Source organism: Thiomicrorhabdus sp. Kp2, from assembly GCF_000478585.1.
GTDB lineage: Bacteria > Pseudomonadota > Gammaproteobacteria > Thiomicrospirales > Thiomicrospiraceae > Thiomicrorhabdus.
This window is the reverse complement of sequence record NZ_ARWI01000001.1, coordinates 2,124,918-2,138,983: the sequence shown is the minus strand read 5'-3', so window position 1 is coordinate 2,138,983 and position 14,066 is coordinate 2,124,918. Positions and strand designations below refer to the sequence as shown.

The window sequence follows — 14,066 nt, the reverse complement described above, 5'->3', positions numbered from 1 at the left end:
TTATTACACGTCTAGAGTTTTTGGCTGCTGAGCAGTATGTGGATGATCAGTTCCAGCATATACTTTTAGCTTTTTAAACATTGCGCGTCCTAATGGACCTTTTGGCAACATCCCTTTTACCGCGAATTCAAGCGGACGGTTTGGCGCTTTATCAATTAACTTTTCAAAGTTAGTTGATTTTAAGTGACCAATAAAACCAGTATGGTGATGGTACATTTTGTCTTTACGCTTATTACCAGTTACAGCAACTTTTTCGGCGTTAACAACAACAATATAGTCACCACAGTCAGCGTGTGGCGTATATTCAGGCTTATGCTTACCACGTAAACGTAGAGCGATTTCAGCAGCTAAACGACCTAAAGTCTTATTTTCTGCATCTACAACATACCAGTCGCGTTTGATTTCAGCTGGTTTTGCAACAAATGTTTTCATAATTTGTTCCTAATAGTTCATAAGGCCAATACTTGACCTTTAATAATCCAAATCCAAGATTTGGTTTAACAAATACTATTGTTAAACCAAATCACTTACTGTTTAACGGGCAATAAGGGGGAAGGATTAACAAGACGCGTGATTATAGTAAAAAACCTTTACATTATCAAATATATTTCCAAATATATTTTACGTTATTTTTGCAAATCTACCAGGCCTGGTAACTTACCTTTTTTAAAAGCAAAAAAGCCAGTTGATGACTTAACATACAACTGGCTTTTAAGGCTTTAACTAATTTAAGTTGTTTAGATTAACTTTATTACATTAGGTCAAAAGACTTAGATACACCAAGAACCAAATAACTTTGATCTTTAGTTGCACTATCTTCAGATGAAGTTGCGATTAAATTGATAGAACCATCAAACCCTGCAGCAAGCTCCGTTGAATAACCTAAATCTATATAAGTAAGAGCGTCATCTGAAGTATCAATATCACCATCATTTAAGCCCAATGTAGCTGAAAAATCATTGTAAGCAACCGAAACATATTTATGATCATAATCTACATCTCCTGCAGAAGGTTTATAAACACCTTTATCATAACCCAGCGTAAACATACCGTAACCAATAGATGCATTTACTTCTTCATAAGCCGAGTCAAACGCCGTGTCAGTGTAATAATACCCAGATGCACCTAGACCTAGAGAAATACCTTCAAACTCTCCACCCCAACCAGCATACAAATCATACTCAAGACCACTTTCAACATCTGCAGCCCAAGTACCAATATAGAACCCAGAATCACTTTCAAAATCCAAACCTGCAGAAGCTGAAGCACTTTCAGTTTGCTCTACACCACGGAAAACATAGTTAGAAACCATACCAATATTAGCTGAAACACCCGCTTGTGACGTAGCTGGAACCATCGCTACTGATGCTGCGCCTGCAACGGCTAAAGATAGTGCTAGTGATTTTAATTTGAATGTTTTTGTCATTTTTCTCTCCAAAGAAATAGTAAAAAAATCGTTGTTTTCGACTCTTCTTTAACGATATACATGCCATAAATTAATTTTTGCTTATATATCAATACATTAACTAGACAACAAACCAGGCAACCTGACTACAGCAAAAAACTTTAGCACCAAAATGGAAAAAGAAGCGACCCAAAATACTACAACCTGTTGCTTAATTTTTTTAGGAGCTGCTCAATCTCCTGTTCAACCAGCTTATAATCCTCAATTATTTTTTTACCCCTTGGGGTTAGAACACTCCCTCCGCCTGATTTTCCACCTTTCAGCTTCATTATCATAGGTTCGTCATACATCGCATTAAGCTCCTCAATAAGCTTCCAGGCTTTTTTATAAGACATGCCCATACTTTTGGCTGCTTGGCTCATAGAGCCATGCTGCTCTATCTTTTCAAGTAACTGTATGCGCCCTATTCCGATATACCCTGATTGATCTCCTGTAATCCAGAAGCGTGCACGTATGTTTTTTGAGTAGGGTTCACCTGGTAGTTTTTCGTTGTCTTGTGACATGTTTTTCCTATAAACCTATCCTATAAACCTATGTAATGCGCTCTAAGTTTATAATCCATAATAGTGACTCAATTCAAGGTAACTATTGAAGCGTATGATTAAAACAGCTATTCATTACCTTATTTAATCTCTGTAGATATTATGTACTAGTTACGCATCTTGTTTCACCCATAGAAGTAAATTCATTTAAAATAATCGTGTAAGAGGTCTTTGCTGATAAACACCAATTTTTTAAATAGAGTTTACATACTTACTTATTTTTTAGGAGCTCACTATGAACGTAGGAACGATTGATAGATTGATTCGCATTATTATAGGAATTGCATTAATTGCACTTGCTTATACTGAGGTAGTTGGCGCATGGGGATATATTGGGATTATTCCTTTGGCAACGGGCTTATTAAGATGGTGCCCGTTATACACCTTATTAGGTGTTCAAACCTGTCCATTACACGAAACCGTTAAGCGCGACTAGGCACTTTACCTTTTTAACACGTCATTCAAAGATTTTAGATTCAACTGATTCTACAAACGGAGTGTCGTGTTAACAAACCTTTAAACCTCAAAACTTTTACTAAATTTAATTAGATTCTACTTAGTATAAGTATGGAAATTACTTGCTTTTAAAGGAGAAAAACTTAAAAATACCTTATTTGTTGTCACTTCAAATCATAATTTAAAGATTGGTTCATGCCTTATAAAGCCGTTAAAAACTTAGTCCAGCGTTACAATACACATAACAATCATGTGTCTAACAGCGAACCTGCTTGGAACACTCTGGCTAAAATAGAGAACCTTGAGCTTCCTCCTAACCCCGTTCATTTCACGCTTATCTATGAAGCGATGCACGAAATGGATCCAGAATTTTCGAAAAAAATTCAAAAAGAAATAGCCAACAAGACTTACAGTCAATCGGCTGAAAGCCTCTATATTGAATTGATTTCTCACCTTCTGTATCAGTACTTACCAACAGAACAAGTTCAAAACCTATTAATTGACTTATTAAAAGAGATTGAAAATTGGTTAGTGGCCAGTAAAAAAAGTGAACAAATTATCGTTTCTGAAATTAAAGAGTTTTCAGAACTTGAACAGCCTTTAGAAATCCAAAATCGACTTAAAGAGAGTTTACTGCCTACTATACATAGCATTCTTGAAGACACAGGTAAATTAAAAAACCAGGTTAATAGTTCTGCAACGGAAATTACCCAATTAAAAAACGAGCTTGAAAGAGCCAAAATGGTCGCTAACACCGATGAGTTAACAGGTGTTCCTAATCGCCGTGGTTTTAATACCATTATCAAAAAACTATCTGAAACCGCTCAAGAAGAGAACACGCCTTTTGCGCTTATTTTGATAGACATTGATTTCTTTAAATCAATAAATGATAAGTTTGGCCATTTAATTGGCGACAGTGTCTTACGTTACTTAGCAAAACAACTCGATTCAGAAACCAAAGGAAAAGACTCCATCGCCAGAATTGGTGGTGAAGAGTTTGTGATACTGTTACCACAAACAGAATATCAAAACGCTTTAAAACTGGCCGATACTCTTAGACAAAAAGTAGCGTCGTTTACTTTAAAAGTAAAGGGGCAAGACAAGCCATTAAAGTTGACCATATCTGCTGGGGTAGCCACCTATCAAATAGGTGAAGATATTGAAAAACTCATTGAACGTGCTGATAAAGCACTTTACCAAGCTAAACACAGCGGACGTAATAAAGTTTGTTAACAAATAAACCCAATTGGCTTACTGCCAACTTTATTTCAATCGCGTGAAGTGACAATGCCTTTTAACTCAAGATTTATGATTATTCTTTTTATTCTATTTAGCCTGGTTTCGGCTATTGTCTATTTCAAAACGTCCACCCCATCAAACAACTTAGCCAGTGTTACTGAAAGCAATGCCTTTCAGCTGGTTGAAAGCAAGTTAAATCAAGAGGCCATTCAGCCGATACCTGAAGAAAGCACTACCAACCCAACTAAGGTATTAATCGGTGAGAAATTATTTCATGACCCCAACTTATCGAGTGATGGCACCATTTCTTGTGCGTCGTGCCACGACCTAAACAAAGGTGGAACGGATCAAAGAAAACTTTCTATCGGTGTAAATAATCGTAAAGGTAGCATCAACACCCCTACCGTGTTTAATGCGGTCTTTAACTTTAAACAGTTTTGGGACGGACGAGCTAGCGATTTAAAAACCCAAGCGGTTGGGCCTTTATTTGCCCACCACGAAATGGGCAATACCAACTGGAATAGCATCCTTAGCTACCTAAATAACTCTAAGGAATACCGCTTAATGTTTAAAGAGCTGTATCCACACCCCATCACTCAAGAATCCTTTTTGGATGCCCTTTCAGAATTTGGCAAATCTTTAACCACCCCCAACTCACGATTTGATAAGTATTTAAAAGGCGATAGTTTTGCATTAAATACGCTTGAGCTTGAGGGGTATCAGCTCTTTAAAAACCAAGGCTGCATTTCATGCCATCAAGGCATTAATATGGGCGGAAACATGTTTCAAAAGGCGGGCATATTTGAAGCAATCTCCGAAGGCGAACTGGGTTCTTGGGAGGGTCGTTTCACAATCACCCAAAATGAAAACGATAAAGGGCTTTTTAAAGTACCAACACTACGCAACATAGCTTTAACGGCTCCTTACTTTCATGACGGCACCGCAGAGACATTAGAAGACAGTGTTACTGTTATGGGCAGAGCCCAACTTGGCACTGAATTAACGACAGAAGAAGTGAATAAAATCGTCGCCTTTTTAAAAACCTTAACAGGTGAATATAAACAACAACCTCTTTAAAGTTCAAATACACTAAACATCTAACAAACTAAACATAAATATATCAGGTATTCATAGTCAATGAATCAAGCCATCACCGCTTCAAACAAACAGAATCTTACTCGTCAAAGTACCCGTAAGCTTAAAATGGCGAACTTGAGTAAATGGTTTTTTTTAGCACTCAGCATTTTATTCATTGGTTATATTTACCAAAAAACCTTGAACCCTCTTATAGAACATCGCACGCAAATTTTGCAGGATGCTTATTATATAAATGAATTACAAAATACCATTCTTGAAACCGTCACATTAAGTCAAAAACAACGTATACAACATTTTGACAACCTCAATACGCAAGCGAGTTCTTTAAGAACTGTTTTAGAAAAACTATCAACAGCCCCAGGCATAAAAAACACGCCAGAACTGTACGCTCAAGCTCAAAATTTACTCCAGAAATCCAGGCAACAAGAAACGTCTTTAGAGCATTTCAAGACCTTTCATGCCGTCATACAAAACTCATATAACTATTTACCCTCTGCATTCAAAGAGTGTTCTAACAACCTTAATCAAAACGAATCATCACCAACACTTTCAACACAAACAAAACTCATTCAAGAGATTTTTGTTCAGGCTCTAACCATCCATAAACAGACTCATAACGATGGTTTTTACCATTTAAAAAGTATGAACGCCCAATTAGCCAAAAGTAGCCTAAATAATTTATGCAAAAATTTTATTAGGCACAATCAAATCTTGATTGATTATGTATCAAAAGAAGAGAATGTATATACACAGCTCTACAACATTGGCTTAAACCAAGCCATTCATCAGTTTTATATCAATATTGAAAAACATACTTCATCAGCGATTGCACAAAATAATACCTACTATATTATTCTGTCTTTGCTTGCTCTGCTCCTCATCGCTTATGTAGGTTTTACCCTAAACTCTCTCTATAAAATAAACAATCATTTATCAAACACACTCTCTCAGCTCTCTGAACAACAAGGGCTATTTACTACTCTCATTAAAGTCAATACGGCCATTGCTAACACGCATAATAAAAAAAAGCTCTTGCAGGAAGTGTGTAACATCACCACAGAAGAAGCACTATTAGACCATTGCTGGATTGGGTTTATTGATGAATCTGACACTGTACAGCCACTGGTCGCGTCTGGCATTGGAAAAGCCGTTATTATGAAAATACGGCCATCAATCAATAGTAACGAAGAAAACGGCACAGGCACAATTGCGGAATCCTACAGAACCCAACGCTCCGTTATTAGCAATAACCACCAAAAACGAATGGAGCACACCCCGTGGGCCAAGCTCGTTCAAGAGTGGGGTATCCGTGCGAGTGCAACCATTCCCATTAAACTGGATAATAAAATTATTGGTTTTTTTGTTTGCTATACCAGAAAAAACCATTTTTTTACGCAAAAAATCAACCTGCTACTTGAGCAACTCATTAGTGACTTGGGTGTTGCGCTCAAAAAAATACAGCTTGAATCAGAGCAAAAACAACGTCAACAAGACCTTGCCGTTTCTGCTATTGCATTTGAAAGCCATGAAGCGATTATTATTACCGATGCCAATAAAAAAATAATCCGGGCAAATAAAGCTTTCACAAACATGTCGGGGTATAACCTGGCAGAGTGTATTGGTAAAACACCTAGCATTTTAAAATCTGGCTTACATGAAGCTTCATTTTATGAAAGTTTGTGGAAACACATCCATAAAACAGGAAAGTGGCAAGGTGAGATATGGAACCGAAAAAAAGATGGTACTCTCTACCCTGCTTGGCAAAGTATTAGTACCCTTTTTGATGAAGAAGGTAATGTAACCCATTACATTTCTCACGCTATGGACTTAACTAAAGACAAAGAATCACAACGAGAAATTCACTATTTAAACAACCATGACAACCTTACAAAATTGCCTAATCGCACCCTTCTTATAGATCGGCTCGATCAACAACTAGGCCAACACTCACCTAAATATAGCTTTTTATTTTTAATCAATATCGATCGTTTTAAGATTTTTAATGAGTCTTTAGGGCATACCGCGGGGGATAATTTATTAATTCACGTGGCTAAACGTTTAAAAAACCTAGTCTTGGATAATGTATTCAACACAACAATCGCCCGTATTGGTAATGATGAGTTTGCAGTACTTTGCCTAACAGAGTTTGAAGAACTTGATGAAGCTACTCTCGAAGCTGGTCATATTTCTTCTCACATACAAAATAATTTGTCACAAGGGTTTAGTATTCAAGACAATAATGTAGTCATAGATACCTCAATCGGCGTGACCTTATTCACACCGAATCAACGCACTCAAAAAAAACAAACCCCAGAAACATTACTTCAGGAAGCCAACACCGCTCTGCATAGAGCCAAACAGAACTCCTTATCATCTGTACAGTTCTTTGAAACGAATATGCAGCTACAAGCTCAACAGCGTTTAACGCTTGAAACCAATTTAAGAACAGCCTTAAAAGACAAAGAATTTGAGCTACATTATCAACCGCAAATCTCATTAGTGACTCACAAAATTATTGGTTTAGAGGCGCTAATACGGTGGCGAAATAAACAACAAGAGCTCATACCTCCTAATGACTTTATTCCTGTCTTAGAGGAGACTGGAATCATTAATTCAGTTGGAACATGGATTATCGAAGAGGCGATTACTCAAGCTATCATTCTTCATAAACATGCACCCGATTTAACCATGTCGGTTAACTTATCAGCCGTTCAATTCAATGATCCGAATTTAGTGATTCAAGTGAAGAATATACTTGAAAACAGTGATTACCCAGCGGACAAGCTTGAGTTTGAAATCACCGAAAGTTTACTTATGACAGATATAGAAGAAACCATTCTTAAACTGAATAGTCTTGCTGAACTGGGGATTAAAATTGCCATTGATGACTTTGGTACAGGCTACTCATCACTCGCATATTTAAAACAGTTCCCTGTTAATCGCTTAAAAATTGACAAGTCATTTATTGATGACATCACTCTACCTGATAATGCGGATTTAGCCATTGTAAAAGCCACTATACAAATGGCGAGTGCTTTACATATAACTACCATTGCGGAAGGCGTAGAGACGCAAAACCAACTGTCCCTACTTAATGCATTAGGCTGTGATGAAGTTCAAGGATATTTATACAGCAAACCACTACCCTTGCCTGAATTACATAAATATATTCAAAAGCAGGCTTCCGACCCCCTCAAACAAACAAGTAAATAGTAACACTCTTTTATGTTTAAACTTTTTCAAAAAAAAATAGCGGTTAATTTAATTACAGGCTCGCTTGGCTCAGGCAAAACCACTTTACTGCGCCAGCTTATTGCAAAAAAAACGCCAGAAGAAAACTGGACCATACTGGTTAATGAATTTGGCGCAATCGGCATAGATGGCAGTATTTTTGAAAGTGAACAAACAGGTAACAATCAACTTCAAATTGAACAAATACCTGGTGGATGTATCTGCTGTACCGCACAAAATGAACTGAAAGAGTCTATTCAACACATCATTAAAAATAACAAGGTCGATCGACTATTCATTGAGCCAACGGGCTTAGGAGAACCAGATACTCTAGTTGATTTATTGCAAAGCCAACTCTTTCAAGAACAGTTCCATATTCAAAGCATATTTGCCGTTATTGACAGTGCAACCATGACAATTGGGGAAATACAACAATATACGATACTGCAAAACCTCTTTACCATGGCGGATGTTATCGTACTGAATAAATCTGATATTGCGGAGCCAAGCAACCTTTCTGAACTACAAAACTATGCAGAAAGCCTTTTCCCAGAGAAGATGTCTATTGTGACAACCAATCATGGAGATATTTCTATAGAGTTACTTAATAAACCCTCTGCAAACAAACCCGTAAGACATAATCTAATAAAACAACAAAGCGAACACGCTATTCAAAAATGCTCTCCTACTCAAAAGAGTGTTGAACTCAATTCAAACATTGAGTTACCAGGCCTGGTAACTCGGCAAATACAAAGCCAAATATCGACCCGTTCAATAGGCTGGGTATTTGAGGCGTCCATCATTTTTGATTGGGCTGCAGTACAAACACTTTTTAAGTCCTTTAATGCATTAAACCCTAAATCAAAACCGATGCGTGTTAAAGGTGTTTTTAGAGTAGGTAAACCTTGGATGCTGTTTCAATGGGTGAGTGACCACCCCTCAAGAGAGTACATAGCCTACCGCAGTGATAGCCGAATCGAGTTATTACTACCCGAAAACAGCCTTTTTAATATAGAGAAATTTGAAGTTTTGCTTAAAAATTGCATCAAATCTGACTAACATTAATTTTTTGAACCACCAATCTCTTTGCGAGCAAAGCGAAGCAAACCATAACTAAAGTCTAAATACTAAGCTTAAACGTTAACCATGGATTGCCACGCCACTTCGTGACTCGCAATAACCAAGATTTTCAAATCTTCGTGACTTCGTTGTTCAATGATAAAAAACACCAATGTCTTTGCGAGCGAAGCGAAGCAAACCATAACTAAAGCCTAAATACTGAGCTTAAACGTTAACCATGGATTGCCACGCCACTTCGTGACTCGCAATGACCAAGGTTTTAACATCTTCGTGTCTTCGTTGTTCAATGATAAAAAACACCAATGTCTTTGCGAGCAAAGCGAAGCGAAGCAAACCATAACTAAAGTCTAAATACTGAGCTTAAACGTTAACCATGGATTGCCGCGCCACTTCGTGACTCGCAATGACCAAGATTTTAACATCTTCGTGTCTTCGTTGTTCAATGATAAAAAACACCAATGTCTTTTCGAGCAAAGCGAAGCAAACCATAACTAAAGTCTAAATACTGAGCTTAAACGTTAACCATGGATTGCCACGCCACTTCGTGACTCGCAATGACCAAGATTTTCAAATCTTCGTGACTTCGTTGTTCAATGATAAAAAACACCAATGTCTTTGCGAGCAAAGCGAAGCAAACCATAACTAAAGTCTAAATACTGAGCTTAAACGTTAACCATGGATTGCCACGCCACTTCGTGACTCGCAATGACCAAGATTTTCAAATCTTCGTGTCTTAGTTGTTCAATGATAAAAAACAACAATGTCTTTGCGAGCAAAGCGAAGCAAACCATAACTAAAGTCTAAATACTAAGCTTAAACGTTAACCATGGATTGCCACGCCACTTCGTGACTCGCAATAACCAAGATTTTCAAATCTTCGTGACTTCGTTGTTCAATGATAAAAAACACCAATGTCTTTGCGAGCGAAGCGAAGCAAACCATAACTAAAGCCTAAATACTGAGCTTAAACGTTAACCATGGATTGCCACGCCACTTCGTGACTCGCAATGACCAAGGTTTTAACATCTTCGTGACTTCGTTGTTCAATGATAAAAAACACCAATGTCTTTGCGAGCAAAGCGAAGCGAAGCAAACCATAACTAAAGTCTAAATACTGAGCTTAAACGTTAACCATGGATTGCCGCGCCACTTCGTGACTCGCAATGACCAAGATTTTAACATCTTCGTGTCTTCGTTGTTCAATGATAAAAAACACCAATGTCTTTTCGAGCAAAGCGAAGCAAACCATAACTAAAGTCTAAATACTGAGCTTAAACGTTAACCATGGATTGCCACGCCACTTCGTGACTCGCAATGACCAAGATTTTCAAATCTTCGTGACTTCGTTGTTCAATGATAAAAAACACCAATGTCTTTGCGAGCAAAGCGAAGCAAACCATAACTAAAGTCTAAATACTGAGCTTAAACGTTAACCATGGATTGCCACGCCACTTCGTGACTCGCAATGACCAAGATTTTCAAATCTTCGTGTCTTAGTTGTTCAATGATAAAAAACAACAATGTCTTTGCGAGCAAAGCGAAGCAAACCATAACTAAAGTCTAAATACTAAGCTTAAACGTTAACCATGGATTGCCACGCCACTTCGTGACTCGCAATGACCAAGGTTTTAACATCTTCGTGTCTTCGTTGTTCAATGATAAAAAACACCAATGTCTTTGCGAGCGAAGCGAAGCAAACCATAACTAAAGCCTAAATACTGAGCTTAAACGTTAACCATGGATTGCCACGCCACTTCGTGACTCGCAATGACCAAGGTTTTAACATCTTCGTGACTTCGTTGTTCAATGATAAAAAACACCAATGTCTTTGCGAGCAAAGCGAAGCGAAGCAAACCATAACTAAAGTCTAAATACTGAGCTTAAACGTTAACCATGGATTGCCGCGCCACTTCGTGACTCGCAATAACCAAGGTTTTAACATCTTCGTGACTTCGTGACTTCGTGGTTAACCTTTAATCTGTCATTAAAATACAGACCAAAACTCACCCGTTCAAAGCAGTGCAATAGGCTTTCCATTTTGAAGCATTTTTATGCGTAAGAAAACGTAAACAGCGATTTTCCGCCCTTCTTAAAATGCAAGTATTATTTGACGTTTTTCCAATAGATTTTTTTTACCATAAATAGAATTTTTTTTCTTTCATTCTTTAAAACGCCCCACAGAGTTATCCACAGGCTATAAAGCTTGTTTTTTAGCGGATTTTGCTCTTTTTTCCACAGAGTTTAGAGTAAGTACTCACAGATAAACTCTAAAATTAAGGGCTTGCGTGTTTTTAGAAAATCTACTATATTTTGCGTTATCGTTTTACAATTAAAACCATATATTGTGTACTGCTTAATAAAACACACTAGGCAATTAATTCACAAAACTATATTGAGTTTTCTATTGTGACGCTAAGCTAATGAATTTACTAATAATTCATTTTTTTACCTCATATTTACTTCTTATGCTTTATACACAGGTTAAAAAAATACGCCCATGACTAGTCAAAATATTAAAGTTACCAAACGCAATGGAACCCAAGAATCGATTGACTTGGAAAAAATTCATAGAGTAATTTCATGGGCAGCAGAAGGTTTAGAAAATGTCTCTGTTTCTGAAGTTGAGCTGCGTTCTCATATTCAGTTTTATGATGGTATCACCACATCTGACATCCATGAAACGATTGTAAAATCTGCAGCTGACTTGATTTCTGAAAATGCACCTGATTATCAGCATCTTTCAGCTCGACTCGCAATTTTTCACCTGCGTAAAAAAGCGTTTGACCGCTTTACACCTCCTGCCTTATTTGAACACATCAATAAAATGGTGCGCAGCGGCCACTATGACAAACAAATCCTAGAAGACTTTACGAAAGCTGAAGTCGATGAATTGGATCAGTATATTGATCATTCTCGTGATTTAACTTTCAGTTATGCGGCGGTTAAACAACTTGAAGGTAAATACCTCGTTCAGAACCGTGTTACAGGCAAGATTTACGAAAGCCCGCAGTTTATTTACATGCTAATACCAATGTGCCTATTTGCACATTATCCTAGCGAAACACGTCTGCAGTACATTAAAGATTTTTACGATGCATCATCACTGTTTAAACTCTCATTGCCTACACCAATTATGTCGGGTGTACGTACCCCAACACGTCAGTTCAGTTCTTGTGTCTTAATTGAATGTGGTGATTCGTTAGATTCAATCAATGCCACTTCATCCTCTATTGTGAAATACGTCTCACAACGTGCTGGGATAGGTGTAAACGTAGGACGCATTCGTGCGTTAGGCAGTGAGATTCGTGGCGGTGAAGCTTATCACACGGGCATGATTCCATTTATTAAACACTTCCAAACCGCAGTTAAATCTTGTTCGCAAGGTGGGGTTCGTGGTGGTGCGGCCACTCTGTTTTATCCTATTTGGCATTTAGAAGTTGAATCGTTAATTGTTTTGAAAAACAACCGTGGTGTTGAAGAGAACCGTGCCCGTCACTTAGATTATGGTGTGCAAATCAATAGAACCATGTACCAGCGTATGATTCAAGGTGGCGAAATTGCGCTATTTAGCCCGTCGGATGTACCAGGCCTGTATGATGCGTTTTTTGAAGACCAAGATGAGTTTGAACGCCTATATAAAATCTATGAAGCGGATGAAAGCATTCGTAAGAAGAAAGTCAAAGCGATTGATTTATTCACTCAAGTGGCACAAGAGCGTGCACAAACTGGCCGTATCTATATTCAAAACGTTGACCACTGTAATACCCACAGCCCATTTGATCCAAGTAAAGCGCCAGTACATCAATCTAACCTATGTTTAGAGATAGCTTTACCAACAGCTCCTCTTAACTCAGTAGAAGACCCAAATGGCGAAATTGCTTTATGCACACTTTCAGCCTTTAACTTAGGCGCCTTAGAAAATTTAGAAGAACTTGAATCTCTTTCTAATTTAATTGTGCGTGCTTTAGATAGCTTATTAGACTACCAAGATTACCCTGTAGAAGCCGCTCGTCGTGCCAGCATGGGTCGTCGTACATTAGGTGTGGGTGTAACCAATATGGCTTACTACCTGGCGAAAAACAAAACCAAATATTCAGACGGGTCAGCCAATAACTTAATGCACCGTACCTTTGAAGCCATTCAATACAATCTATTAAAAGCTTCTAATGAACTGGCTAAAGAACAAGGTGCTTGTGATTACTTTGCAGATACAACCTATTCGCAAGGTATTCTACCGATTGATACCTACAAAAAAGACCTAGATGAAGTTTGTAATGAACCCCTGCATTTAGATTGGGAAACCTTGCGTACAGAGATTAAAGAGCACGGCTTAAGAAACTCAACACTCACCGCTTTAATGCCTTGTGAAACGTCATCACAAATCACCAACTCAACCAATGGGATTGAACCACCTCGTGGTTATGTCTCGGTTAAAGCCTCTAAGGACGGTATTTTAAAGCAAGTGGTTCCAGGCTTTAAAGAGCACCGTAATGACTATGAGTTGCTGTGGCATATTCCTGATAATAAAGGCTACTTACAACTTGTAGGGATTATGCAGAAATTTGTCGACCAGGCAATCTCTTCAAACACTAACTACGACCCAGCACGCTTTAATGAAGATAAAGTGCCCATTAAACTCGTGCTTCAAGATTTGCTCTACGCTTATAAAATGGGGCTTAAAACGTTGTATTACCACAATACACGTGATGGAGCGGATGACAATCAAGAAGATGATGGCTGCGCAGGCGGCGCTTGCAAACTTTAAACAGGCCTTTTTGCCCAAACTCAGCGTTGGTTAACAGCTCGTTTACACATGTAAACTTCGCTGGTAACCGCCTTGATTTTGAGCAAAAATACTCTGTTTAAAGTGATAAATTTTAAGAAAGCGATTGGTTTAACTTCAATCGCTTTTTTATTGGGTTTTTAAAATTACCAGGCCTGGTAAATGTCTATTT

Annotated in this window: 9 protein-coding genes; 6 read left to right on the top strand and 3 right to left on the bottom strand. The window is 37.9% G+C overall.

The window, feature by feature from the left end; all coding sequences use genetic code 11:
- Positions 1-3: 3 nt before the first annotated feature.
- The 3 genes from rplM to A379_RS09650 form a co-directional block, all read right to left on the bottom strand.
- The gene (rplM, locus tag A379_RS09660) at positions 4-432 is read right to left on the bottom strand and encodes a 50S ribosomal protein L13 (protein WP_040727772.1); all 429 of its coding nucleotides are present in this window, start codon (positions 430-432) and stop codon (positions 4-6) included.
- A 319-nt stretch (positions 433-751) separates the two neighbouring features.
- Positions 752-1,426 carry a TorF family putative porin gene (locus A379_RS09655; protein WP_040727771.1) on the bottom strand — a complete coding sequence of 225 codons (675 nt, stop codon included), beginning with the start codon at positions 1,424-1,426 and terminating at the stop codon, positions 752-754.
- Between the two features lie 176 nt (positions 1,427-1,602).
- Positions 1,603-1,968 (bottom strand): winged helix-turn-helix domain-containing protein, encoded by a 366-nt coding sequence (locus A379_RS09650; RefSeq protein WP_040727770.1) that lies wholly within the window; start codon positions 1,966-1,968, stop codon positions 1,603-1,605.
- A 274-nt stretch (positions 1,969-2,242) separates the two neighbouring features.
- Between A379_RS09650 and A379_RS09645 the strand changes: the two genes are divergently transcribed.
- From A379_RS09645 to nrdA, 6 genes are all read left to right on the top strand, one after another.
- A complete protein-coding gene (locus A379_RS09645; protein WP_040727767.1) occupies positions 2,243-2,443 on the top strand; it encodes a DUF2892 domain-containing protein in 201 nt (66 codons plus the stop codon).
- A gap of 215 nt (positions 2,444-2,658) precedes the next feature.
- Complete coding sequence (locus A379_RS12820) at positions 2,659-3,696, top strand: GGDEF domain-containing protein (RefSeq protein ID WP_051145147.1); 1,038 nt, start codon at positions 2,659-2,661, stop codon at positions 3,694-3,696.
- Between the two features lie 54 nt (positions 3,697-3,750).
- Entirely contained in the window at positions 3,751-4,779 is a 1,029-nt protein-coding gene (locus A379_RS09635) for a cytochrome-c peroxidase (RefSeq protein ID WP_198525671.1), read from the top strand.
- A 60-nt stretch (positions 4,780-4,839) separates the two neighbouring features.
- The gene (locus A379_RS12815) at positions 4,840-8,013 is read left to right on the top strand and encodes an EAL domain-containing protein (protein ID WP_051145146.1); all 3,174 of its coding nucleotides are present in this window, start codon (positions 4,840-4,842) and stop codon (positions 8,011-8,013) included.
- A gap of 12 nt (positions 8,014-8,025) precedes the next feature.
- A complete protein-coding gene (locus A379_RS09625) occupies positions 8,026-9,090 on the top strand; it encodes a GTP-binding protein (RefSeq protein WP_040727765.1) in 1,065 nt (354 codons plus the stop codon).
- A gap of 2,518 nt (positions 9,091-11,608) precedes the next feature.
- A complete protein-coding gene (gene nrdA / locus A379_RS09620) occupies positions 11,609-13,876 on the top strand; it encodes a class 1a ribonucleoside-diphosphate reductase subunit alpha (RefSeq protein ID WP_040727763.1) in 2,268 nt (755 codons plus the stop codon).
- Positions 13,877-14,066: the final 190 nt, after the last annotated feature.